At 57.7% G+C, this 24,471-nt stretch carries 18 protein-coding genes; 12 read left to right on the forward strand and 6 right to left on the reverse strand.

The window, feature by feature from the left end; genetic code table 11:
* Positions 1-122 precede the first annotated feature (122 nt).
* Together HF945_RS00535 and HF945_RS00540 are read left to right on the forward strand one after the other, a co-directional pair.
* Complete coding sequence (locus HF945_RS00535) at positions 123-413, forward strand: hypothetical protein (protein WP_290523886.1); 291 nt, start codon at positions 123-125, stop codon at positions 411-413.
* A gap of 269 nt (positions 414-682) precedes the next feature.
* Positions 683-1,831 carry a zinc-binding dehydrogenase gene (locus HF945_RS00540; protein WP_290523887.1) on the forward strand — a complete coding sequence of 383 codons (1,149 nt, stop codon included), beginning with the start codon at positions 683-685 and terminating at the stop codon, positions 1,829-1,831.
* A gap of 70 nt (positions 1,832-1,901) precedes the next feature.
* On the opposite strand, the gene HF945_RS00545 is transcribed toward HF945_RS00540, so the two are convergent.
* The gene (locus HF945_RS00545) at positions 1,902-3,719 is read right to left on the reverse strand and encodes an ATP-binding protein (protein WP_290523888.1); all 1,818 of its coding nucleotides are present in this window, start codon (positions 3,717-3,719) and stop codon (positions 1,902-1,904) included.
* 281 nt (positions 3,720-4,000) lie between these two features.
* Here HF945_RS00545 and HF945_RS00550 point away from each other — a divergent pair, with 281 nt between their 5' ends.
* Both HF945_RS00550 and HF945_RS00555 read left to right on the forward strand, forming a co-directional pair.
* Entirely contained in the window at positions 4,001-4,585 is a 585-nt protein-coding gene (locus tag HF945_RS00550) for a hypothetical protein (RefSeq protein WP_290523889.1), read from the forward strand.
* Between the two features lie 106 nt (positions 4,586-4,691).
* Positions 4,692-6,758 (forward strand): BCCT family transporter, encoded by a 2,067-nt coding sequence (locus tag HF945_RS00555; RefSeq protein ID WP_290525364.1) that lies wholly within the window; start codon positions 4,692-4,694, stop codon positions 6,756-6,758.
* A 110-nt stretch (positions 6,759-6,868) separates the two neighbouring features.
* Here the strand turns inward: HF945_RS00555 and HF945_RS00560 are convergent, their stop codons facing one another.
* Positions 6,869-8,323: a vanadium-dependent haloperoxidase gene (locus tag HF945_RS00560; RefSeq protein ID WP_290523890.1), complete on the reverse strand. Its 1,455-nt coding sequence runs from the start codon at positions 8,321-8,323 to the stop codon at positions 6,869-6,871.
* 467 nt (positions 8,324-8,790) lie between these two features.
* Between HF945_RS00560 and HF945_RS00565 the strand changes: the two genes are divergently transcribed.
* A complete protein-coding gene (locus tag HF945_RS00565) occupies positions 8,791-9,051 on the forward strand; it encodes a c-type cytochrome (protein WP_290523891.1) in 261 nt (86 codons plus the stop codon).
* Positions 9,052-9,390: 339 nt separating this feature from the next.
* On the opposite strand, the gene HF945_RS00570 is transcribed toward HF945_RS00565, so the two are convergent.
* A complete protein-coding gene (locus HF945_RS00570; protein ID WP_290523892.1) occupies positions 9,391-9,753 on the reverse strand; it encodes a DUF6164 family protein in 363 nt (120 codons plus the stop codon).
* A gap of 269 nt (positions 9,754-10,022) precedes the next feature.
* Between HF945_RS00570 and HF945_RS00575 the strand changes: the two genes are divergently transcribed.
* Positions 10,023-10,892, forward strand: a complete 870-nt coding sequence (locus HF945_RS00575; protein ID WP_290523893.1) for an oxygenase MpaB family protein — start codon at positions 10,023-10,025, stop codon at positions 10,890-10,892.
* Between the two features lie 126 nt (positions 10,893-11,018).
* Here HF945_RS00575 and HF945_RS00580 read toward each other — a convergent pair whose 3' ends face one another.
* Complete coding sequence (locus HF945_RS00580) at positions 11,019-11,219, reverse strand: hypothetical protein (protein WP_290523894.1); 201 nt, start codon at positions 11,217-11,219, stop codon at positions 11,019-11,021.
* Between the two features lie 172 nt (positions 11,220-11,391).
* Here HF945_RS00580 and HF945_RS00585 point away from each other — a divergent pair, with 172 nt between their 5' ends.
* Positions 11,392-12,324: an IS110 family transposase gene (locus HF945_RS00585; RefSeq protein ID WP_290525365.1), complete on the forward strand. Its 933-nt coding sequence runs from the start codon at positions 11,392-11,394 to the stop codon at positions 12,322-12,324.
* A gap of 130 nt (positions 12,325-12,454) precedes the next feature.
* Here HF945_RS00585 and HF945_RS00590 read toward each other — a convergent pair whose 3' ends face one another.
* On the reverse strand, positions 12,455-16,543 hold the full coding sequence (locus tag HF945_RS00590; RefSeq protein WP_290523895.1) for a tandem-95 repeat protein: 4,089 nt from the start codon (positions 16,541-16,543) through the stop codon (positions 12,455-12,457).
* A gap of 171 nt (positions 16,544-16,714) precedes the next feature.
* On the opposite strand from HF945_RS00590, the gene HF945_RS00595 reads away from it, so the two are divergent.
* The 5 genes from HF945_RS00595 (at position 16,715) to HF945_RS00615 (ending at position 22,024) form a co-directional block, all read left to right on the forward strand.
* Entirely contained in the window at positions 16,715-17,680 is a 966-nt protein-coding gene (locus tag HF945_RS00595) for a helix-turn-helix domain-containing protein (RefSeq protein ID WP_290523896.1), read from the forward strand.
* A gap of 238 nt (positions 17,681-17,918) precedes the next feature.
* The gene (locus HF945_RS00600; protein WP_290523897.1) at positions 17,919-20,054 is read left to right on the forward strand and encodes a response regulator; all 2,136 of its coding nucleotides are present in this window, start codon (positions 17,919-17,921) and stop codon (positions 20,052-20,054) included.
* A gap of 31 nt (positions 20,055-20,085) precedes the next feature.
* The gene (locus tag HF945_RS00605) at positions 20,086-20,526 is read left to right on the forward strand and encodes a DUF3817 domain-containing protein (RefSeq protein WP_290523898.1); all 441 of its coding nucleotides are present in this window, start codon (positions 20,086-20,088) and stop codon (positions 20,524-20,526) included.
* Positions 20,527-20,606: 80 nt separating this feature from the next.
* Complete coding sequence (locus HF945_RS00610) at positions 20,607-21,626, forward strand: hypothetical protein (protein WP_290523899.1); 1,020 nt, start codon at positions 20,607-20,609, stop codon at positions 21,624-21,626.
* A gap of 35 nt (positions 21,627-21,661) precedes the next feature.
* Positions 21,662-22,024, forward strand: a complete 363-nt coding sequence (locus HF945_RS00615; RefSeq protein ID WP_290523900.1) for an STAS/SEC14 domain-containing protein — start codon at positions 21,662-21,664, stop codon at positions 22,022-22,024.
* 164 nt (positions 22,025-22,188) lie between these two features.
* On the opposite strand, the gene katG is transcribed toward HF945_RS00615, so the two are convergent.
* A complete protein-coding gene (gene katG / locus HF945_RS00620; RefSeq protein WP_290523901.1) occupies positions 22,189-24,351 on the reverse strand; it encodes a catalase/peroxidase HPI in 2,163 nt (720 codons plus the stop codon).
* Positions 24,352-24,471 lie beyond the last annotated feature (120 nt).

Here is a 24,471-nt window from a genome sequence, read left to right on the forward strand (position 1 = left end):
TGCAATGCATGTTTTGCCGTTGGTGAGTCTGAGCGCCCCGTTCCTCGTTGCTGGCGGGTGTTCGTTTTCCGCTGGACCGACCAGGTACTTTTTCACTGGGCGTAGAAGGGGGAGGGGTGTGGTTGGGACGTTTTGGTAAGGACAGTGAGGCTGAGCTTTACGGTATTGAAGCCGCGGCGATTGGCAGGGCCCATGTGGCCAACGGTACGGATGTTTTCTTGCGAGCTGGCGTCTTGGGCTGGGACGTAGATTTTGATCACGGTAATGATGATGAAGGCACTGACGGTTTCTGGGGGCTAGGTTTCACCTACGGGCTGGATAAGCTGAAGTTTCGCGATAGCGTGAACCGCTATTCGCTGGATGACGTGGATGTGGAAACCTACACATTGGGCTTGGAGTACCCCTTTAACTGAGTGCGATAAAGAGGAATAAACGAGGAATAAAGGACACCCATGAATTGCTCAAAGTGATGCGTGTCACGGATTAAGGCAGGATTAAGGCTTCCGGAGCGGCCGGCGTGGCAGAGGAATGTGCCGGCTATGCTTTTTGAGCCAATGATGCTCGCGGCGGCTGGGGTCACAGTATTCCAAGGCCTGACAATTGGCTCCTCTCGACCTGTTTTCGCAGGTGTAGATAGCGAGACTTGGTGTCCAACCCCCAGCGTATTTCCTGAGGAAAGAACATGAAAGCAGTGGTATGTCATCACGGTGAGTTTGAGGTTCAGGATGTGGCCGAGCCGCAACCGGAAAAAGGGCAGATCCTGCTGAACGTATTGCGATGCGGGATTTGTGGATCGGATTTGCATGCCCGGCATCATGCGGACGAACTGGCCGAAGCCACGGAGCGTGTTGGTTATCCGCATATCATGCGCAGTCACGAGCATGTGGTGCTGGGCCATGAGTTTGTGGGTGAGATTGCGGATTACGGGCCCAGGACACATCGTCGCTGGAAGCCGGGCAAGCGTGTGGTTGCCATGCCCATGCGCCGGACCAACGGGGTGGCCCATCTGACGGGGCTGTCCACTGCGGCTCCCGGTGCCTATGCCGAGCGGGTGCTGGTGGAAGAGTCGTTGGCGTTCCCGGTGACTAACGGGATATCCGATGATCATGCGGCGCTCACTGAGCCCATGGCGGTGTCTCTGCACGCAGTGAATCGTTCCGGAGTCAGCCGTCGTGACACCGCCATCGTGATCGGTTGCGGCCCCATTGGGCTGGGCGTGATTGCCATGCTCAAGGCCAAGGGCGTGAAGCATATCGTCGCCAGTGACTTTTCACCCACCCGGCGCAAGCTGGCCAAGGCTATGGGGGCGCATGTGGTGGTGGATCCGACCCAGGGCAGCCCCTATGACGGCCTGGAAAAGCGTGGCTTTGTGGTGAACGCCCCGCAGCTGTTCGAGATGGCGCTGGACGGCATGGCCATGCTACGCATGACACCGCTGCCCTGGGAGCCGTTATGGCGGGCGGCAGAAGTGGCCGGCGTCACCAACCCAAAGCGGCCGGTGATTTTTGAGTGTGTGGGTGTCCCCGGTATGATCGACAGCATTATTGCCGAGGCGCCATTGCGTTCCTGCATTGTGGTGGCGGGTGTGTGCATGAAGCAGGATCAGTTCTTCCCGGTGAATGCCATCAACAAGGAAATCGATTTGCGCTTTGCACTGGGCTACATGCCCATCGAGTTCCGCGATGCGTTGCACATGATTGCCGAAGGCAAGGTGAACGTGGATCCGTTGATTACCGGCACGGTGGGATTGTCCGGGGTGGATGAGGCCTTTGCCGCGTTGGGTAATCCTGAGCAACACGCCAAGATTCTGATTGATCCGGGCAAAGCCTGAACCGTGCGCCGGGGAGGTGATTCCTCCCTGGCGCTTCCCCACACATTGTGAAGATTGATCGACCCGTCGCTCAGTACGCCAGCGCCATGGCGTTCAGTGGTATCTCCAGCCGGCAAAGACAGCCGCGCCCCTGGCAGTTTTGCCATTCCACAGTGGCGCCAATCTCGTCTGCCCGATGACGGATGTTGGCCAGGCCCATGCCGCGCTGTTCCACGTCTTCCGGGAGCCCGGGGCCTTCGTCACTGATGACCAGGCTGAGCGTGTTGTTCGCAATTTCGCAGCGCAGTCGTGCCTGCCCTGTACCGGCATGCTTGATGATGTTGGAGGTCAGCTCGCGAAGAATGCGGCTGAGGTGATAGGCCTTGGCGGGATCTGCGGGTGTATCGGGGATGTCGTCACAAGTGTCGTACTGGAAAGCGATTCCGGCATGGCTCAGCCGGTTCTCGGTTTCGGTGATGGCGTTGGCGATCAGCTCATTAAGTGGAAGGATGTCCCGTTTGCTCTGGCTAACGGTTTCCCGCAGCGAAGAGAGTGCCTCTCTGGCGAGTAGTGACTTCTCATCGTCCACTCTGGAATGAAGGATGGAGAGCAGCTTGGCTCCCACATCATCGTGCAGGTCTCGATAGACTTTCTGGCGCTCCTGTTGAGCATGGTTGTACAGGGCGAGGGCATGGTTCTCCGCATAGCTTTGTTCCAGCGATGCGGAAATTTCGGCGACACGCGTTTCCAGCTGGCTGTTGAGGGTTTCGCTGTGATTCAGGGCGCGTACAAAGGTGCGAACCAGATGGGCGAAGATCAGTATCAACAACACGGCGAACCCGTATTGCATATAGGTGCCTTCCGGTAATCGGCCGGGTTGCTGTGCTGCCGCCTGAAAGGCGTAGATGTCGTGCAGCACCAGCAGAGAGATCACCAGAAACCCGGGAATCAGCAGGAGTAATTCCTTGCTGCGTTTGTGAATGGCGAGGCGGGTTCCGATGGCCAGAAGGTAAATCACCAAAGCCAGGTGCATGCCATGAACAAAGGTGATCACCAGTGTGTGCAGGCGCATGGGCATGATGAACAGGAGAATGCCTGAAAGCATGACGGCGGCTATGGCGGTGGTCTTCAATCTTGGCCTGTCCAGTTGCATTAGCCGGTAAAGAAACATGAAGAGGAAGAAGCCGGACAAGTCCACACAGTAGAAAACGAACCGTAACCAGGTGCCGTGATCAATTGGGGCAAAAGGGATCGCCATGTAGAACATCACCACTGACCAGCTGAAGCAGAGCAGAGAGAAATACAGATAAAGGCGATCGCTACGGCGAAGCAGCCAGATGAACAGGGTCAGGCTACCCATCACAAGGCAGGTGATCATGCTCCATTCGGCGATGCGAATCTTCTGGAAGACCGTTTGTTGATAGTGGCCCTGAAGAACAGCTTGATCACCGATAATCAGCGGTGAGAGAACGGCATTGGGTTCGCCGCTTCGAATTCGGATAACGAGCTCATTGCCGGTGTCCTGCCAATAGGCGGTTGGCAGTCGGGTATGGAACGGGTGGTTCCAGCCGGTGGATTCCCTGCCGTCCAGGCGCAGGCTATCGTCGACAGCATGTCCATTGAGAAAAATGCTGATATCAAAGACATGGTTGCTCACATACAGGCTGTCGCGTTGTGCTTCAGGCAGGGCGTCGAGGTTGAAACGAAACCAGAATGTGCCGTGGATCTGGCTATAGGCCCCTGAAAAGGGCAGTGAGGTGTCTTTCCAGTTGCCGTCCGGGAGCTGAACCGTGGGCTGTTCCGTATAGAGATACTGACCCTGGGTGATGCGTGTGAAGGCATTATCAGCAGCAACCAGGCGGGAACACAGCAATGAAGAGAGGAAAATCCACAGCCAGATTGTACGCATTGGGGCATTCACTATCGTCCAGGAAATCTGAAATTTAGCATGCTTGTGTGTCATCAAGGGAAAATAATTGTGAGCCAGTATCGGGACCACCTTTGCAGGGGGGAAGTGGAGTGTGAAAGGTGGAGGGGAAGAGAGGAAGAGAGGAAGAGAGGAAGAGCGTGGCGAGGGTGACGCTATTAAGCTGGCAGCGTAAAGTGACCGGGAGCAAGGCGCAGCGTCTGATCGCTGCGCTATGCATGAGGGGTTTGATGACAATGCCATTACCAGGGACGGGTAGCTCAATGATGCGCTTTATCAAGACAACGATTGTGGGCGGGATTGTCTTTCTGGTGCCGCTGATTGTCATTCTGATGGTGTTAGGTAAAGCCTTTAGCCTGATGAGAAAGGTGTCCGAGCCGCTGAGCCGGTTTATCCCGGTGGAATCCATTGCCGGTGTTGCAGTGGTTGATGTCCTGGCGGTCGTGGTGTTGCTGGTGTTGTGTTTTGTTGCCGGAATGGTTGCCAAAAGTCCGCCCGCACGCCGGTTATATGGCCGGTTGGACAATGCCCTGATGGTGGTGCCGGGATATGCCTTTATTCGATCATTCTCCGATCATTTTCGACAGGAGTCGCCTGGCAATGCGCCTCTCAAACCGGTGATGGTGACGTTTGATGATTACTCGCAGCTTTGCTTTGAAATAGAAAGGCGCGAGAGTCGGGTTGTTATTTATATGCCGGGTGCACCTGACCCCTGGGCCGGGACGCTCGTGTATGTAAGCCAGGAGCGGGTCAGTGATATCGACTTGAGCTCCCTTGCTGCGGTGCGTCACATCCGCCAGCTGGGCCGTGATTCCCTGTGGCTCGATGAGCAATTCAGGGAGAGTTAAAAGCCTCTTGAATGAAATTAATGTGACTCCCGTTGTGTGACAGTCGCTAGCCAGCCCTGTAGGCTTTTCTGATCGAAGCAAGCATCAAGAACACAGGGACGGTTTGATTATGGAGAAAGCGGCGGTTCGTAAATCCACAATTCTGTTTCCGGTATTTGTCCCGGCGGTTGTGGTGTCTATTCTTCTTATTATCGGCACTATCAGTAATCCCGACATGGCCGGGCAGTTGTTCAGCGAAGTGCAGCACTGGATCACTGAGACCTTCGGCTGGTTTTACATGTTGGTGGTGGCGCTCTTCCTGATTTTTATCATCGGCATCAGCCTCACCCGGTGGGGCAATATCAAGCTGGGTCCGGATCACTGTGAGCCGGAATATTCCTTTGTGGAATGGTTTGCCATGCTGTTCTCGGCGGGTTACGGCATCGCCTTGCTATTCTTCGGGGTCGCAGAGCCGGTGCTGCATTATGCAGAGCCACCGGTGGGTGCGCCGGAGACGGTGGATGCGGCCAAGCAGGCGATGCAAATCGCCTTTTTTCACTGGGGCTTTCATATCTGGGCTATCTATGGACTGGTGGGGCTGGTGATGGCGTATTTCGCGTTTCGCCACGGTTTGCCGCTGTCCATGCGCTCGGCGTTTTATCCGCTGATCGGTGAAAAGATTTACGGTCCCATCGGCCATGCCATCGATGTGTTTGCCATTCTCGGCACCATGTTTGGTATTGCTACGACGCTGGGGCTGTCTGCAACACAGATTAATGCCGGGCTGAATTATCTGTGGGGGCTGCCCATGGGCACCACGGTGCAGATATCGGCCATTGCCATTGTCACGGTTGCGGCCACCTTTTCCGTGGTGGCGGGTATGGACAAGGGGGTAAAACGTCTGTCCATGCTGAATATGGCGCTGGCTGTTCTCTTGATGACCTTCGTGTTCATCGTCGGGCCCACTATCCATATTCTGGAAAGCTTTGTGCAAAACACAGGTAGCTACCTGAGTGGCATAGTGGAACGCACCTTCAACCTGCAGGCCTATACCCACAATGACTGGATTGGCAACTGGACGCTGTTTATCTTCAGCTGGACGATTGCCTGGGCACCGTTTGTTGGCTTGTTTATCGCCAAGATCAGTCGCGGCAGAACCATTCGCCAGTTCGTCGTCGGGGTCATGCTGGTGCCAAGCCTCTTTACCTTCCTGTGGTTCTCGGTATTCGGTGATACCGCCCTGAATATGATCATGAATGAAGGGGTGACCGTGCTGGTCGAGGAAGTGCAGGCAGACAAGGCGGTGGCGCTTTTCCAGTTGTTTGATCTGATGCCCTGGTCCTCGGTGATATCGTTCCTGGCGGTGCTGTTGATTGTTACGTTCTTCGTCACCTCGTCAGACTCCGGCTCGCTGGTGGTGGATTCCCTCGCCTCCGGCGGTGTACTGGAAACCCCGGCCTGGCAGCGGGTGTTCTGGGCGGTGCTGGAAGGGGCCATTGCCTCCGTGTTGTTGCTTGCCGGCGGCCTCAGTGCCTTGCAGACAATGACGATTGCCAGTGCGCTGCCGTTTGCCGTCGTTATCCTGTTTGCCGCGGTAGGGATGTGGCGGGCGCTGGGTATCGAGAGTCATCGCGAGACCAGCCTGCAAGCCCATATGGCCACCAGTCGTCACATGAGTGGCTCCCAGTGGCGCCATCGTTTGACCGCCATGATTCGCTTCCCTGAGCGTGAAGAAGTGGAGACCTTTATCCGCACCACGGCCATGACCAGCATGGAGAAAGTGGTCGAAGAGCTGCGTGCCGCGGGTTGGGATGCTGCGGTAGCGTTTGATGAGCAGCTGATTCGTGCCGAGCTGGTGGTCAACCGGAAAGGTCATGTCGGCTTTATCTATGACATTCGCCTTGTGACTGTGCCTGTGCCCCGTTATGCCACTGCCGGGCCTTCTGTGGCGGAAGATAATGATTATTGTCGCGCCGAGGTCTTCCTGCGTCGGGGCGGGCGTTCCTACGATGTGTTTGGCTATGACACAGACGACATTATCCGGGACGTGCTGGATCAGTTTGAAAACTATCTCCACTTCCTGGATAACGCGCCGGGGAAACTGCCCTGGGATATGGCCGAGCATGATGATTTGCTGAATGTGCCGGACGAGGAGGATTCAGAAAACGGCGAGCAAGAGAAGCCGGCGACTTGAAGGACCCTGAACAGCAACGCCGCGCCATGATAGCGCGGCGTTGTTGTTTCCGGGCAAGCTTGCTGGCCGCCACTGGGCCAGGGCCGACGCCCATCTGAACAGAAAAAGGATTACGGCGTTCCCTCAATATGGTCCATGACAAAATCATAGGCCAGGGCGCCAATCCGGTGCCCAATGGCCTGACCGGCCGGCACCGCATCGGGGAAATGCACGCCGCCCCACACCCTTGATTCCCCACAGTCTTGCTCAAATTCGGTCCAGGTGTTGAACACGATCTCGGTGTCGGCTGCCGGGGTGATGCCGGGTTCCACCACGGACTGCCCTGCCGGTACAGGTACGTGCCAGAACAGGTTGTCATTGCCAAGAAACTGTCGCGCGGCCAGCGCATGGGCAGCGCAGAAACTGGCAGAGGCAGAGGGGTATTCCGGGTGATCGGCCACCTTCATGTAGCTCTGCCACTGGTTGGCGGGCATGTCATTCACGGTGCCCAGGCCCGGGCCGCCCCAGCTGGTTACCGGGCTGTCGCCCCAGATAAAGCCAATGGCGCTGAACGGGCGCACCGCATCGTGCCGATATTTTTCTTGCCAGATAGCGATGGCGGTATCAAAGGCGGCCACATTCACCAGAAAGTCCAGCTGAACGAATTCCATCAATGTGAGTTGGTTAAGGCCGGCTGCCTGCAGTGCGGAGAAGCCCAGGCTACGGAATTTGTTGTCAAAGAACTCGGCTTTCAGTTTCTGCTGTTCGGTGAGGTTGGCTGAGGCCTCAAGGACCGCCTGTGCCTGGTTCACATAGCCGCTCCAGTTCAGCACGAAACTGTTCCAGGGTTTCGGTGCCCGGAATCGTTTGGGGCTGTTGTAGGAATAGGGCGTCACGTTCTTCAGTTGCGGGGTGACAAACTGTTGAACCTTGAACAGGCCATTCCCGGTAGAGACCTGGGCGGGTTGCCATTTACTCGGGAAGAGCAGTTTGTTGGCGGGGTTCTTGGGTACGTAACCGGTGTAATCCTGATAGGGGACCCGATGGTATTTGGCTGGCGTGCCATCAGCGGCAATGTTGCCCAGCTGGTTCATGCCATCGTTTTCCCGGTTCAGCACCACATTCATGCCAGCCAGGTTACCCAGCCCCACGGGCGTGTTCGGGTCGGTGCTGTCATCCGAGGGGTCCAGGCCGACGCTGTTCATCATGGCGTCCCAGGTGGCCATGCGGTTGGGGTGCAGGCTCTTCATCACCTGGTAGCTGGCATAGAAAATCGCGGTGTTCTTCTCGCTGTCGGTGGGTTCGCTCAGTCGATGGGCATGTCGGGTGTACACGCCGACAGCGGTGGGGTGATAGGGGGCGATGGCATCAAACCAGGCATTGGTCACCAGGGTGGTGTTGCGCAGCACCAGAGTGGCGTCGCTAGCGCCCGGTGAGACGTCTTCCAGAATGACCGGGATGATGGTGGGAATAATGACTTCTGCCGGGGCGTTGCCGGTGTCGAAATCAAAGCTGTGGGCCTGGCCCACGGCAAGGGCTGTCACCAGGGCGAAGGCCGCCTTCCTGGTCCGACGGAGCATGTGCATATTGGTCCCTCAATAGTCAGTGGTGGTGTGTGTTCATGTTTGCGAAGCCCGTCAGGGCAGGGGGAGTGTAGGTGAGGCCCGGGCTAAATTCGGGACGCGGTTTGCACAATGCAAAGCCTGTGCGGTGAGAGAAACGTTGTTCATGCAGAAAGAGAAAGGCGGTTAGGGTCTTGCGGGGAGTGGGTTGATACTTTCGGCTGGGTTTGGCCGATGAGGGTTTGCTTTTCGTCTGAATGTGATCGCGATGCCCGGAACAATGTCGACGTAGGGCGGCATGTCTGTTGTGAGACAATTAATAATATTTGTATCATTGGGGTTTTGGGTTGAGGCCGGAGGCCGTAATGCTGTTTATGTCGTGGTTGTCACAGGGACGCACATTCCGATCGCGGGGCTATTTGGGGGGATTCAGGCCTTGTCTGGCCGGACTCTTGCTGTTGGCCGGCGCCGAGGGGGTGGCGCAATCGGTAATGAGCGATGAGGTCAAGGCAGGAGAGAAGCTGTTCTGGGACCGCTGCCATCAATGCCATGAATCCGGGCTGCGCAATGCTCCCCTGATCGGCAACAAAAAGATGTGGAAGTCGCGTATTGCCAAAGGTGAAGAGGTGCTGTTGCAGCATGCCATTCATGGCATCAACAAGATGCCGCCGCGGGGGAACAACCCGGATCTCAGCGATGAGGATCTGCATAACATCATTCGCTACATGATCTTTGTGGTCGAAGACGCCTAAGCGTTCATACATAAAAACGCGTTCAGGTCACTGCTGTCCCACAGTTTGACTTGGCGAAGTCCGAAACCCGCCAGGCTGGCAAGCCGGCGGGTTTCTCTGTTTAGGGGAGCAGGGTTCCACCGCCGCATTTTGACTCTCGCAGATGCCTGTCTCGTGGGAGCCTGCTTGCAGGCGAATATTGGTGCGGAAAAGGCTACTCGCTTGCAAGCATACCCTGACGAGCACAGAGAGCTCCCACAAGAAAAAGCGCCTCCGCTTCCTCAGGACCTTCATGAAACTGTGGGACGGCAGTGCCGTTCAGGCGGTTTTCTGGTTTGATGCGGACGGCAGGATGCTGTCCTAGCCCAGCGTCAAAAAAGGCACCAGCGTGACCAGCAGCAGCCCCGTCACTGCAACCATAACGGCCAGGGCGCGCAGGGGCTGTTCGAGGATGCGCTGTATCAGGGTGGGGGCCGTGCCCTCTCGTTGCGCTTGTTCATAGCGTTGCCGCTGCTCCCGGCCCCGCGCCTCCTGATAATCTGCCAGCAGTGTTTTGGCTCTGTCCTTGTCATCCGGGTTGCTCAACCAGATGCCGCCAAACGAAATGCCCCACAGGCTGGGTTCGGTTTCGTAGAAGGGAATGTGGTGCTCATCGAGCAGGGCACGAACAGCCTGGGCTTCGTCTTCAGGGACCTGACGCAGATTGAGCAGGAGTGTGGTCATGATGTGTCTTTTCTTCGTCCATGATTCAGCGGTGGTGGCATTATGCCATGTAATGCCGCGGTATGTTTTCATGGGGAGATGTTGTTTTGGCCGATCAGTGCGACGCCATTCACGTTTCCTTTATTTTTTACCTTTTCCCGCATTTTATTTTGCTGTTTGCCGGAGTTACGAGCAGAAACATTAAACCCATTATTGTGGGCGGCTGCGGGCGTGGTGGCTGTGCTAGGCTGCTTGCTGCACCCGGATGAGGTACGGCAAGGGAGACAAGCATGACAAAGCGCATCAATGTAGAAAAAGAGATTGCCCGCCTGGATCCCGAGAAGGATTGCCAGAGAATTGCGTTCCTGACGTCGTATCTGGAATTTCCCTGGGATATGACCCGGGCACTGGAGCTGGCGCTGTTTCGCACTTTTGCGGTACCCAGCATCGCAGAGTTACTGGACAGGACCGGTGAATTTACCGGCGACACACAGCGACGCTATGACGACACTGCGGTCATTGTTAACGAGATACTGGAAAACGGCTACGAATCCGAGCGTGGGCAAACGTTTATCAAGCGTATGAACCGGATCCACGGTAGCTACGACATCAGTAACGACGATTTTCTCTATACGCTTTCTACCTTTATCTATGAGCCGGTGCGCTGGCTGGACAAGTTCGGCTGGCGAAAGCTGTATCCCAATGAGCGGCTGGCTCTGTTCCATTTCTGGCGTGCGGTGGGCGAGCGCATGCGCATCGAGAATATTCCGCAGACCTATGAGGCGTTTGAAGCCTGGAGCCTGGATTACGAAGCGAAGACCTTTGCCAATACCGATGCCACGGTACGGGTAGCCAATGCCACCCGGGATCTGTTGCTGAGTTTCTATCTGCCCAAACCACTGTGGAAAAGCGCCGAGCCACTGGTGTATGCGCTGATGGATGAGCCGCTGTTGAATGCCATGCAATATCCCCTGCCCAGTGAGCGTATGCGCAATACGGTGGAAGGAATCATGCGTTTGCGGGCGCGGCTGATGCGTATTCTGCCGCATCGCAAGACGCCCAAGCTGCTGACGCTGGAAGAGTTTCCGAGCCATCCTGGTGGCTACAGCGTGGAGGATATCGGCCCGCAGCATTTGCGTGACAAGTGGCGGACCCCTTAGGTCTGCATTGCTGGCAAGAATCAACAACATTGTGAACACTGAGACCACGGAGGCCGCCCATTGTTTTCACTCCGTGATCTCTGCGACCTCTGTGGTAAAACCGGCTTTGCTGATAGTGTGGGAAGTTCAGCTTGCTGAACGAATGCAGTCCTGGATCAGGATCAGTTGCTCAGAGCCTTCGTTCAGCAAGCTGAACTCCCACCAGGCATCGATTTCAGCCAGGGCGAAGTAAAGCGCTGGTATCGCGCCGCTAGCGACGCTTGTATGTTTGAATGCCTCTCCTGCAATGATGCAGGACTTGCCGGGGTGGAGGGACCAACGACGCATCTGACCTCAGGGTACAGACGGTAGGAGACTTGGCCCCACCCCGCACCTATTCATACGCCGATAAAGAATCCATCGGCTGAGTTGCACCTCAGACCGACGATACCAGCAAGCCAGCGTTTAGGTGCGCCCCGACAAGCATGTGTAACCTAGCTCAAGGGGCAGTTCAGTGGCAATGCAAGTAGCAAGATCTATCGTCGGCATCGACGTCGCCAAGGCCGAGTTGGTCATTCATTTCCAGGGCCAGACGTTCACCATCGAGAACACCCCCAAAGCCATTAAACACTGGCTCAAGAGCCTGCCATGCTCCTGTGAGATCGCCATTGAGGCCACAGGGACTTACCACATGGCAGTCATCGAGTTGGCCCATGCCAAAGGGCACCACATTTACGTCATTGATGCTTCACGTCTCAGCAGCTACCGCAAGGGAACAGGCGGCCGAGCTAAAACAGACGCCTCTGACGCCCAGCTGCTTGCCCGCCATCTGCAGAGAGAGAAGGAGGATCTGCGCCGTTGGAGCCCGCCGCCCAAGGCGTATCGAACACTGCAGACACTGCTACGCCGCCGCGCGGCGCTGATCAAGGCGCGAACCATGATCCAACAGAGCCTGGGTGGCGAAAAGATTCTCAAGGCGAGCCTGACAAGGCTGATCTCACAGATCAACAGTCTGGATACACTAATCCAGAAGCATCTTCGCAACACCGTAAGAGAGGCAGGGCTCTGCGATCAGGTACAACGCTGCAAATCTCTGGAAGGTGTGGGCGATCTGACGGCTTACGCCTTGGTCATGGCCTTCCTGCGAGGAGACTTCCGCAACAGCGACGCCTTCGTCGCCTTCCTGGGGATGGATGTCCATGTAAAGGACTCCGGCACCAGAACGGGAAAACGCAAGCTGACCAAAAAAGGCGACTCAGAGACCCGCAGACTGCTTTACTGTGCGGCCATGGCCGCTCGTAAAAGCGCCCGCTGGGCGGGTGTCTACCAAGGTTATCTCGACCGTGGCCTGGCGAAAACGCAGGCCCTGGTCATCCTCGCACGTAAGCTGGTCCGTATCGCCTTCGCGCTGATGAAGAGCCGTACTGACTACGTATCTATGCCTGCCTCATAAAAGGGGTGGACAACATAGAATCTCCTACGGGAAGGCCTTGGTAGCAGCCCCCTCCGCTAATCCGCGATGAACCATAAAAAAGCCCCCGAGGGCAGAACCTTCGGGGGCTTTTTGTTGTTGCCACTGAGGATCAGGCCGCCGGGCGTCTGCGCATCAGGCCAAGGGCGGTCAACAGCAGCAGGATATAGCTGCCGGGGCTGCCGCCGTTGCCGGAGCCTGAGGCGAAGGGGTCATAGTCTTCAAGGCTGTCTGCGGCGGCCGCGGACACCACTGCACCGCGCAGGCTGATGCGGCCGTTCACGGTGCCGTCCGCATCATGGTTACCGCCGTCGGTGACGGAGAGGCTGACACAGTAGTCCCCCTTGCCGAGGCCATCTTCAAAGCGACTGTCCTGCGGGGAGGGGCAGTAACCTTCTGCGCCGGGTGCGGACTGCGCGGTCGTCACCCGGGTCCAGGTCTGATTGGCCAGGGCAATGAAGCGGGCATCGGCCGGCAGCGGGCTGGATTGCGGAACAATCACCACGGTGCTGGCCCCGGGGTTCAGGCCATCGATGATGATGTCGTGCGCTTCTGTGGCGTCATTAACACGCATGCCGGCAGGCAGCGACACGTTGAAGGTGTCGATCAGGGTCTGGATATCCAGGGTGGCCGCGCCGTCCCCCAGTGCCAGGCTGGTGGCACCCAGTTGCAGGCTCAGGCCCGGCTCGGTTTCCAGCAGGAACTGATCGCTGATGCCCGGGCGTGCCTGAATAATGCGGGCCATGTTCATGGCGAAGGTATTGGCATCCAGGTAGTCGGGTACGCCGTCGTTGTTCACGTCACCAAAGCCTTCCACATCATCCGCCCAGCCGTGGGCATCGCTGTTCTCGCTACCCAGCACAGGGGCTTCCGCCAGCACGTTCAGTGCCAGGCTGGTGTGGTCCGTGAGGGTGCCGTCGGAGACGGCCAGGGCCACGGTGTAGGTGCCGGCGGCGAGCAGGGCGGGGTCGAAGGTGAAGGTGTTGTCACTGGCGTCGGAATCCACCAGCTCGGCATCGGTGCCGGTCCAGTCGGTACTGAGGCTGTCCGCCGGGTTGACGTCATCGACGATGGCGGTGACGGTGACCGGGCCCTGGTCGGCAATCACGATGCGCGTCGGGCGGCCGTTCTGGCTGGCGACCAGGCGGGCAGTCGGCGCCACATTGTCTTCGTGGATCACGATGTCCAGCTGGGTATAGAGACCGGGTATTGCCAGGCCGTTCTTGTCGCTTCCCAGGGTCAGCTGCAGGGTTTCGTTGCCCTCGGCAATGCCATCATCAGTAAAGGACACGTCGATGCTGCCGGTGGTGTCGATGATGGAAATGGTGCCGGCAACCAGGTTGTGATCTGCACTGTCGGCCGTGCCGCCAAGCGTGAAGGGGATCTCGACGGGATATGCCCAAGGGCGGCCACTGAGATAAACCGTTATGGTCAGGGTATCCCCTTCGGCGCTGTGGAGCGTCTGGGGAAAGCTGGCCTGCGGGTTGAGCAAGACGAGCTGATTGGCGTTGGCTTCGTTGCCGGCCTGGTCGGTGGCGGTTCGTGAGATCGATGACTGTCCTGACATGAGATAGGCGCTGTCCGGGGTGGCCGGAATCGGGCCATCCCGACCGTCCTGGCCGAGTAGTTCACCGAGATCAACCAATGTGAACAGACCCGTGGCGTCAGCGTGGGTCTCTGGCGGCATCGGCAGGGTGGGCGGATAATCATCCACAGCCGGGTCGGAGTTGTTGTTGAACTCGTCCAGGTTGCTAATGCCGTCGCCATCCAGATCACCGCTGGCGTCGCTGTTGTCATAGGGATCCAGTCCCGCGGCTTCCTCGAAGTCGTTGTCCATGCCGTCATTATCAATGTCGCTGTCATTCACATCGGGGATGGTGTCGCCATCGAAATCCGCCAGTACGGTCACCGAGAAACTGAGGGGGGTGGTGCTGGTGCCGTCACTCACCGTCAGGGTCAGGTTGGCGGTGCTGCCCACATCGGCGTTGCTTGGGGTGCCAGTGAGGGCGCCGTTGTTACTGTCGAAGCTGACCCAGTCAGGTTTGCCGGTGAGGGTCAGGGTGAGAGAGTCACCGTCGGCATCTGTCGGGTTGGAAATGAAACTCCATGGCACGTTCTCCACCGCGCTTTGCTGCGGAGTGCCGTTGATCACCGGCGCATCGTTGGAAGCGCTGATGGTCAGGTTGACGGTGAAGTCAGCGTGGCCGCCATGGCTGTCGGTGACCCGTGCCACAAAGCTGTCGGTGCCGTTGTAGTCGGCATTCGGGGTGTAATCAATGGCCGGGGAGGGGCCGGCGCCCGACACACTGGCGGTGCCATGGGTCGCCGCGCTCTGCAGGCTCCATACCAGGGTGTTGGCGGTGCCGTCTTCCACATCGGATGCGTTCAGTTGCAGCGCGAAAGCGGTGGGCGTGTTGTCTTCATCAATGGTCAGGTTGACCGCGTTGCCTTGCTCGATGGCCGGGTCGTCATTTACGGAAGCGACCGTGACGCTGAAGGCATGCTGTGCAGTGCCGCCGGCGCCATCCAGAACCTGGACCGTATAACTGTCGGTGCCATAGTAGTCCTGGTCCGGTGTGTAGATGACGGTGGCGTTGTTGATCTCCAGGCTGCCATGCAGAGGCTGGAGGAGGGCGGCGGTGGTCAGCTCGGTGTTGTCCACATCGCTGATGTTGAGCGTCACCGACAGGCTGTTGTCTTCATCGGTGGCATAATCGCCGCTGTCACCTTCGGCAATCACCGGGTCGTCGTTCACGGCTGCAAAGGTCAGCTGCGCGGAGACCATGGGACTGGACAGGGAGCCATCAGTGGCCTGCCAGCCAAAGCTGGTGGTGCCGGACCAGTTACTGGCAGGTTCGAAGGTCAGGTGGTCCAGGGTGGCAAGGGGCAGTGTTTCGCCCAGCGAGACCAGGCTGCCATTGGCCTTTTTCAGGGTGCCGGCGTTGGCGCCCACCGGCAGACTGGCGATCACCACGGACACGGCCTGCTCATCCAGTTCGGTAATGGCTGTGCTGAACGCGGATGCCGGGATGGTCAGCGGGGTGTCTTCATGGCCGCTCAACGAAAAAGCGGTGGCATTGGGCGGGCGATTCACGGTGAGGGTGAATGCCTGGCTGGCATTGCTGCCAATCCCGTTGCTGGCGGTAAGGGTGAGTGGGTAGCTACCGGTGCTGCTGGTGGGGGTGCCGCTGAGAACCCCTGAACTACTGAAAGTGACGCCGGGGGGGAGGGTGCCGGTATGACTGAAAGTGGGCGCCGGGTAGCCATTGGCAGTGACGGTGAAGCTGCCGCTGACCCCTTGCTGGAAGGTGGTGGCGGCACTGCTGGTAATGGCGGGCGGTGCCTCCACAGTCAGATTGAAGTTCTTGATGACCGAGCCCACGCTGCTGCTGGCTTTGATCTGGAGCGGATAGACGCCGCCGGTACCCGCAGCGGGGGTGCCGCTGAGGTGATGGTTGGTGTTGTCCCAGGTGACCCCGGCAGGCAGGCTGCCGGAGAGGGTGATGTCGGGTTCCGGGATGCCGGAAGCGGCAAATTGCACAGGTCCGCCCGCCAGCCCTTCGCGGAAGGTGCTGCTGGCCGGGGCGCTGGTAAAGGCGGGCGGGAAGCTGCCGCCACCAGGGGTGACATACATCGAGTCCATTACCACCGCAGTGGTGTCATTGTTTTCAGCATAATTTTTCGGGAAGGCCAGCCAGAGCCGGATCTGGGTGATGCTGGAAAAGTCCGGGGCCTGCCCTTGCGAAAAACAGACCGGGTTAACGTCGCAATAAAAATTCAGTGCCAGTGACTGGCCGGTGGGCACTTCGCCGATACCGGTGCTGTAGGTGCCGGTCTTGCCGCCGCCGGTCACATTGATGCTGACATGAAGCGCGATGCTTTCACCTTCCGGGGCGTTTGCGCGGGTAATGCTGTCCATGACCAGGAAAAACTGGTCATTGGTGGCTCCGTCGGTAAGATCAATGGGGCTGGCGAAGTTGTATACCAGTTCCACGGCCCCTGCCGTATTACCGTTGCCGCCCAGGGTCAGTTGGGCCTTGCCGCCGGACTCGGAGAAACTGGAGCCATTGGTGGTGGTGGACGAACTGGGCAATGGAAATTGTGTGACGTCACGGGTGGCGCTGCCGACGACGGGTGTAAAACCATCGATTTGAATAAGGTCTGCCAGAGCGGCCATGGGCAGTAATAAACTTGCAAGCACAAGCCGTGCAAGTATGCGTCGCCAGAATTGCATTGTTTCCCCCGCGGGGCAGTGGGTGCCCCATTGATATTGTGGTTAGCGCGGGAAACGTAGCACACTTGGCTGGGGTTAATGCGCAAATATTTATATCATTTCCCTGATAATTATCATTTTGGGGTAGAGGAATTTGCAGTGAACGACGACAGGCGGGATTCCGGCCGATTGACAATATTCGACGCCCCCAGTGATGAGCTGCACATGGTGGAGGGGGAGCTGTTCGAGATTCCCGGTGTGCGCGGGCGCATCGAAAGAGTCGATTTTGGCACCGGCCTGACACTGCGTATTGCCGAGCTCAATGTGCAGGAAGAGGCGTATTTCGCAGTGCAGAATTCCATTGCACCGGGATGGATTGGGGGAAGCTGGAACATTCTGGGGGATATCCATATCCAGCCACCAGGACAGTCATTGTTATCCTGCTCCGAAGATGAGGCATTGCTGATGCGCGTGGATACACCGGGAACGCGTTATCTGCTGCCGGCCGGACAGTGGATTCGCCATGTGGGTGTGACCTGTACTCTGGCATCGCTGGCCCAGCGTTTCGGGGAGGCCATCCCGGAGCGACTTGCGCCGTTCCTGGGTGACGGAGAGGAAGAGGTGGCCATTCGCAAGGTGGAGGTGTCCGCACAGTTGCGCAATGTGGCGTCCAGCATGTTTTCCCGCCAACTTCAGGGGCCAGGCCGACGTTTTCAACTTGAGGCGCTGTCCATTCTTTTTTTGCATGAATTGATTGAGGGGTACTGCGGCGACCCGGTGGAGCGGGATGAGGCGTTAGCAGAATGGGAACTGGCTGCCCACAGTGAATTGGTGGCGCGAATTCAGGCAGAACCCGGTGCCCCGTTGGTGGCCAGTCAGTTGGCCGAGGAAATGGGGCTGACCGAGAACCGGCTGAATACCCTATTCAAGCTGCAGACCGGCAAGCGGTTTGCCGAGTTTCTGCGCAGCGAGAGGATGCTCTGCGCGCGACGGTTGCTTGAGGAAGAGGGGGTGGCGCTCAAGCAGGTGGCGCAGACCGTGGGATTTAATCATGTAAGTAATTTCTCCCGCGCCTATAAACGCTGGTTTGGTGAAAATCCGGGCCGCACCCTGCGGCGTCCATGACGCTCCTCCGTCCGCGGCGTGCTTCTTATACGAAAGATGCATAACAGGAAAGAGCTTGATGCATTTTGGAATGCCCTGAAGGAAAAGCCTTTTATATCAATGGCCTGGATTTTCAGGGGCAGTGGCATTACGGGCGAATTGGCCTTTAGTCTGCCTTGGATTGAGGCGGGTTCAGGCGCACATTAAACGGACACATTGAAACGGGCGAAGCCCGCCTGTCCCCACGGAAGGGGTGGTTATGAATACGCTATCACTGGATGCTGTTACGCACTCTCTGGGCGTCAGTTATGAACGCATGGTAGAGATGGCAGATGAAGGGATCTGGGTACTGGATCATGTGGCCCGGATCCAGTTTGTGAACCCCCGTTTGGCAGCCATGCTGGGCTATTCGCAGCAGGCATTGTGTGGCCATTCTGCCCTTGAGTTTCTTGACCCGCGCGAATCCCGCGCGCTGGCCCATATCACCCTGACCAACCGTCAGCGACAGAATGAGGAATTTCAGCAGCTGCGCTTCCTGCACAAGGATGGCCGTTCTCTGTTGGTGAAGGTGGGCAGTACCCCACTGTTCGATGCAGGAGGGAACTACACCGGTTCCATGGGCGTACTGACCGACATGACGCTGCGTGCCCAGATGGAGGCCAGGGAGGCTGCCCGTGCCCGTGCGCTCTATCTGATTGCCACCGGTGCAGACCTTCCAGCCATTCTGGATGCCATTGTGCTGGGAGTGGAAGCCCAGCATCCGGGCGCGTTGTGCAGCATCCTGTTGCTGGATGCCAGCGGTGATCATGTCACTCTTGGCTCCGCGCCCCATCTGCCGTCGTTCTACAACGACGCGATTCATGGCGCGCCAATCGGTCCCCGGGCGGGATCTTGCGGCACGGCGGCCTACACCGGTAAGCGTGTGATCGTCGAAAACATCAATACCGACCCGCTATGGGATGATTACCGCGCACTTGCCCTGCAGGCGGGGCTGGAGTCGTGCTGGTCTGAACCGATTCGGGACTCTGCCGGCAAGGTGCTGGGCACTTTCGCCATTTATCACCGTGAACCTCATCGCCCCGATGATGACGATATCGAGACGATTGCCGCTTCTGCCAGCCTGGCGGCGATTGCCATTGAGCGATGCCGTGACCAGCGCCGTGTACTTGAGATGAATGAGGAGCTGGAGCAGAAGGTTCGTATCAGAACGCTTGAGCTGAATCGCGAGAAAGACCGGGCCGAAGCAGCCAGCAGGGCCAAGAGCGAGTTTGTATCGAATATCAGTCATGAAATTCGTACTCCCATGCACAGCATTCAGGGCTTGCTGGAACTGCTGGGCAAAACCGGACTTGATGAAACGCAGAGCGCATATCTCGGCAAGATTGATCTCGCAGTTCAGCATCTGCTTGGCATCATCAACAGCGTGCTGGATTTCTCCAGGATTGAGACCGGGAAATTCCAGCTGGACCGGCAGCATTACTCGCTGCGCGCAGTGCTCAATAATGTGGAAAGCCAGCTAGCGAACAGTGCAGCCAGTAAAGGCCTTAACCTTGTGTTTCACGTGGCTGAGGGGGTGCCTGACCATCTCTATGGTGATCCGCTCCGGCTGGGGCAGGTGCTGATCAACTATATCGGCAACGCCATCAAGTTCAGTGATCATGGTGATATTCGTATTTCCGCCAAACTCATCAATCAGGATGGCCGCACCTGCAAGCTGCGATTCCTGGTGCGCGATCAGGGGATTGGCATTCCTCAGGAGGTGCAGAAATCCTTGTTCCGTCCCTTCGAGCAGGGCGACAGTTCCACCACCCGGGAGTATGGCGGGACGGGTTTGGGGCTGGCAATTTGCCGCAACATTGTGGAGGCCACTGGCGGCCAGGTCGGGGTGGAAAGTGAGCCGGGCAAGGGCAGTGAATTCTGGTTTACCACTCGCATGGGAATTACCGACGGCAAGGTGCCACAGCATAAAGACCGCCTGGAGCCTGAAGAACTCCAGCGACTTCAGGGCTGCCAGATATTGCTGGTCGAAGACAACGAAGTGAACCAGATGGTAGCGCGGGAATTGTTGATGCAGGCGGGGGTAGATGTGGCGGTTGCGAGTAATGGCCAGCAGGCCCTGGAGGCGCTGGGCAGGCAGCGTTATGACGCGGTCTTGATGGATGTGCAGATGCCGGTCATGGATGGCTATGAGGCCACGCGGCGGATACGGCAGACGCCGGCGTTGCGAGACAATGTGATCATTGCGATGACCGCCAATGCGGGCCGGGAGGACAAACAGGCTGCTTTTGCTGCGGGGGTCGATGATTTTGTCAGCAAACCGATTCGGGCGGTGCGTCTTTATCAGGCCTTGCTGAAGAACATGGCCCTTGCCTCGTTCCGGGAGGGGGAGGAATGAACAGTGGCAATGGACAGGCGTGGCGATTGCTGTGACTGCCGTCCTTGTCATGGCCGTGTTTGCAGACAACACTGTCGTCTCACAGAACAAGGCCCGTGCAGACGCAACGGGCAGAATCTGGCGCCGCACCGGGCAGGATGCCGGTATGCAGGTGGCCTTTACCTGGGGAAAACAAGTGTTGAATCTGTTTCGCGCTGCGAGTCTGGCCGAAGGGCTATCCTTCCTGGTGATCCTGAGTGTGTCACTGGGGCTGATCAGTCGCGATTATGTCTTCATGATCGGCATGACCCATGGAGTGCTGTTTCTGGTCTACATGGTGTTGTCATTGTGGGTGAGTAACAGCCGGAACTGGTCTGTGATGGTGTGGTTACTGATCTTTCTGGCGGCGGTGGTTCCCTTCGCTTTTATCGGCGTGGAGCTGTTTCTGCGTCGCGAAGAGCAGAAGGGACTGCAACAAGCTGACCCGGCCTGAGCGTCACTGGCCAGGGGCCCAAAACAAGGACATTCCTGCGGGAATAACAAGAATGACTATGGTGGACACCGTTACACAGCATGAACTCTGTCGACATCATTTATCGTATCAAGTTGGATCAGGACAGACTGGAAACATTCAACTTCCGGCTCGACGACGAGACCTTTGACCTGATCGGGGAGGAGGTGGCGGACCCGCCTGCCTGGACGCGTCTGGATTACCGCCAGTGTTCCCATTGTCCCCTGTCTACGGACACCCATACCCACTGTCCGCTGGCATTGCAGTTACACACCATTGTGGACCGCTTCCATGACACCCGTTCCATTGATGAGGCTGTTGTGGAAGTGATCACTGAAGAGCGGCGGGTGCGCCAGAAAACCCCGTTGCAGCGGGTGATCGCCTCCATGCTGGACCTCATATACCCGATTTGTGGCTGTCCCAAGACCGCCTTCATGAAGCCGCTGGCCCGCTTCCATCTGCCTCTATGCTCGGAGGAAGAAACCGTATTCCGGGTGTCGGGCATGTATCTGCTGGCGCAATATTTTCTGAGCCGTACACGCAGTGGGCAGGGGCGTATAGAGTTCGATGGCCTCACGGATATCTATAATGATCTGCATACCCTGAATGCGGCGGTAGCCAGCCGGCTGCAGTCCGCGACCACCTCCGATTCCTCCAAGAACGCCATTACCCTGATGGATATGTATTCCACCCTGGTGCCCTTGTTGCTGGAAGATGAATTGGTGGAGATGCGCGGTTTCTTCCAGGCGTATTTGCCGGACGACAAGGAAAAGCCGCAGGTCTTGAGCAACTATCTGGAGAAAGCCAAGGCCTTCTCCACGGATCTGGAACATCTTGAACTCACCCCGAAAGATGAGGAGCAGGCAGCGGATGATGACGTGCCGGAGTGGCTGAGGGCCGCTCGGGGCGAGTTGGAGGAGGCGCAACCCGAACCCGCACAGGAAGACGCAGAAGGGAAGGAAGAGGTCGCCGAGGAAGATACCCCCTTCTTCACCTCCGATGGTCTGAAGCTGGAACTCACCCCCATGGACGAGCCTTCCGGGGAAGACGATGATGAGACGCGTCCGGATCCTCCGGGCTGACATTTTTACGGAGACTGAACAAGGGAGTGACAGTCATGAAAGTACTCTACGACGAGGCCACTAATGTGGCCAGTGTCTGGCCCGAGGCACCGCTGAGCGAGGCAGATTTCGTCGACGTGGCTACCCGGATTGACCCTGCCATAGAGCGTCACGGCGAGCTGAAAGGGCTGGTTATCGCCACGGACTCCTTCCCCGGTTGGGAGTCGTTTTCCGCACTGGTGCACCATCTGCGTTTCGTCCGTGACCATCACCGGGCCGTTCGCCGTGTGGCGCTGGTGACAGATTCCTCGCTTGGCATATTGGCGGAAAAGATCGCCGACCATTTTGTGTCCGCCGAGATCCGACATTTTCCTTTTGCAGAGATTGCCCGTGCCCAGCAGTGGGTGGCTGGCGAATAAGGAGCTTGAACGCGAAATGGTTTTGGGAAAGGCAGGGAAAAACTTCGTTTGCGAGCAAACTCCCACAGGTCGATCCTTCCTGCTTTGCGTGCCGCGCGATGTAGCCGCAGAGCGGCCAAAAAAATGCCCCCGCATGAAAATACGGGGGCGTTTGGGGCTGAGGTTTAAACGTCGAAGCGGTCCGCGTTCATAACCTTGGTCCAGGCGGCCACGAAATCGTTGGCGAATTTTTCCTGGTTATCATCCTGGGCGTACACCTCGGCATAAGCACGCAGTATGGAGTTGGAACCGAACACCAGATCGACACGGGAGGCGGTCCACTTCACCTTGCCACTACTGCGATCCACGATTTCATACTGGTTGCTCCCAACCGGTTTCCAGCTGTTGTTCATGTCGGTCAGGTTGACGAAGAAATCGTTGCTCAGCTGGCCTTCGCGGTCGGTAAAGACCCCGTCCTTGCTGTCACCATGATTGGTGCCGAGCACACGCATGCCGCCGATCAATGCGGTCATTTCCGGTGCGCTCAGGCCCATCAACTGGGCTCTGTCCACCATCAGCTTTTCTGCCGGTACCGAGTACTCTTTCTTCAGCCAATTGCGGAACGCATCATGGATGGGCTCCAGCGGTTCGAAGGATTCCGCATCGGTCTGCTCTTCAGTAGCGTCACCACGACCCGGAGTGAACGGTACGCTGATGTTCAAGCCGGCAGCCTTGGCCGCCTGCTCTACCCCTACGTTACCGGCCAACACGATCATGTCGGCCACACTGGCGTCCACATCGTTGGCAATCCCTTCGAGTACACCCAGCACTTTGCCGAGGCGGGCCGGCTCATTGCCTTCCCAGTCCTTCTGTGGCGCCAGGCGGATGCGTGCCCCGTTGGCGCCGCCACGCATATCAGAGCCGCGGAAGGTGCGGGCACTGTCCCAGGCGGTGCTGACCATTTCGCGGATGCTCAGGCCGCTGGCAGCAATTTTTGCCTTGGCCGCGTCCACATCGTAGCTACTGTTGCCGGCGGGAATCGGGTCCTGCCAGATCAGATCTTCACTGGGGACTTCCGGCCCGACATAACGGTCCTTCGGGCCCATGTCCCGGTGGGTCAGTTTGAACCAGGCGCGGGCGAAAACATCTTCGAAGTAGGCCGGGTCGTTGTGGAATTTTTCAGAAATCTTGCGGTATTCCGGATCGACTTTCATGGCCATATCGGCATCGGTCATGATCGGGTTGTGACGCACTGACGGATCTTCCGCATCTACCGGTTTGTCTTCTTCCTTCATGTCCACCGGTTCCCACTGCCATGCGCCTGCAGGGCTCTTCTTCAGTTCCCACTCATGGTTGAGCAGCAGATCGAAATAGCTGTGATCCCATTGGGTAGGGTTGGTGGTCCAGGCACCTTCAAGGCCACTGGTCACGGCCTGGTTGCCCACGCCACGAGTGGCGGTGATGTTCCAGCCCAGGCCTTGCTCGTGCACATCGGCCGCTTCCGGTTCCGGGCCCACGGTGTCGGCATCGCCATTGCCATGGCATTTACCCACGGTGTGACCGCCGGCGGTGAGTGCGACAGTTTCTTCGTCGTTCATGGCCATGCGCTTGAAGGTTTCACGGACGTCGTGAGCCGTCTTGAGGGGATCAGGATTGCCGTCCACCCCTTCCGGGTTCACATAGATCAGTCCCATCATTACCGCGGCCAGCGGGTTTTCCAGATCGCGTTCACCGGAATAGCGGCTCTTTTCGTTGTCGCTGGTGGCGAGCCATTCATCTTCCGCGCCCCAGTAGATATCTTCTTCCGGCGCCCAGATATCTTCCCGGCCAAACGCAAAGCCAAAGGTCTTGAAGCCCATGGATTCATAGGCCACGTTGCCGGCCAGGATGATCAGGTCAGCCCAGCTGATCTTGTTGCCGTATTTTTTCTTGATTGGCCACAGCAGTCGCCGAGCCTTGTCCAGGTTGCCGTTATCCGGCCAGGAGTTGAGCGGTGCAAAACGCTGGTTACCGGTGCCGGCACCGCCCCGGCCGTCGGCCATGCGGTAGGAGCCAGCGGCATGCCAGGCCATACGAATCATCAGACCGCCATAATGGCCCCAGTCCGCCGGCCACCAGTCCTGGCTGTCAGTCATCAGGTTTGTGAGATCACGTTTCAGGGCGGCGGTGTCGAGTTTTTTCAGTTCTTCACGATAGCTGAAGCCCGCAGACATGGGGTCCGATTTCGTATCGTGTTGGTGGAGAATGTTGAGATTCAGCGCTTGCGGCCACCACTTGGTCGCCTCGCTTCCTGCTGATGTATTGGCGCCGTGCATGACCGGACACTTCCCTGCGGTTGCGTTGCTCATTGGATACTCTCCCTTGGATCAAATGGTGAATGTTATGTATCCAATCTAAAGCTAACTGTTGGTCCCGGCTAGGTGTGAAATCGATAAAACGGGGTTTTCTTTTCTATAGAATAAATAGGT

The sequence above is a fragment of the Alcanivorax sp. genome, from assembly GCF_017794965.1.
GTDB lineage: Bacteria > Pseudomonadota > Gammaproteobacteria > Pseudomonadales > Alcanivoracaceae > Alcanivorax.

Coding starts and splice junctions, on each gene's coding strand:
- katG (WP_290523901.1), bottom strand. CDS start 24,351: ATGAGCAACGCAACCGCAGGGAAGTGTCCGGTCATGCACGGCGCCAAT.
- HF945_RS00545 (WP_290523888.1), bottom strand. CDS start 3,719: ATGCGTACAATCTGGCTGTGGATTTTCCTCTCTTCATTGCTGTGTTCC.
- HF945_RS00575 (WP_290523893.1), top strand. CDS start 10,023: ATGACAAAGCGCATCAATGTAGAAAAAGAGATTGCCCGCCTGGATCCC.
- HF945_RS00560 (WP_290523890.1), bottom strand. CDS start 8,323: ATGCACATGCTCCGTCGGACCAGGAAGGCGGCCTTCGCCCTGGTGACA.
- HF945_RS00585 (WP_290525365.1), top strand. CDS start 11,392: ATGCAAGTAGCAAGATCTATCGTCGGCATCGACGTCGCCAAGGCCGAG.
- HF945_RS00610 (WP_290523899.1), top strand. CDS start 20,607: ATGAACTCTGTCGACATCATTTATCGTATCAAGTTGGATCAGGACAGA.
- HF945_RS00570 (WP_290523892.1), bottom strand. CDS start 9,753: ATGACCACACTCCTGCTCAATCTGCGTCAGGTCCCTGAAGACGAAGCC.
- HF945_RS00580 (WP_290523894.1), bottom strand. CDS start 11,219: ATGCGTCGTTGGTCCCTCCACCCCGGCAAGTCCTGCATCATTGCAGGA.
- HF945_RS00600 (WP_290523897.1), top strand. CDS start 17,919: ATGAATACGCTATCACTGGATGCTGTTACGCACTCTCTGGGCGTCAGT.
- HF945_RS00615 (WP_290523900.1), top strand. CDS start 21,662: ATGAAAGTACTCTACGACGAGGCCACTAATGTGGCCAGTGTCTGGCCC.
- HF945_RS00565 (WP_290523891.1), top strand. CDS start 8,791: ATGAGCGATGAGGTCAAGGCAGGAGAGAAGCTGTTCTGGGACCGCTGC.
- HF945_RS00550 (WP_290523889.1), top strand. CDS start 4,001: ATGATGCGCTTTATCAAGACAACGATTGTGGGCGGGATTGTCTTTCTG.
- HF945_RS00540 (WP_290523887.1), top strand. CDS start 683: ATGAAAGCAGTGGTATGTCATCACGGTGAGTTTGAGGTTCAGGATGTG.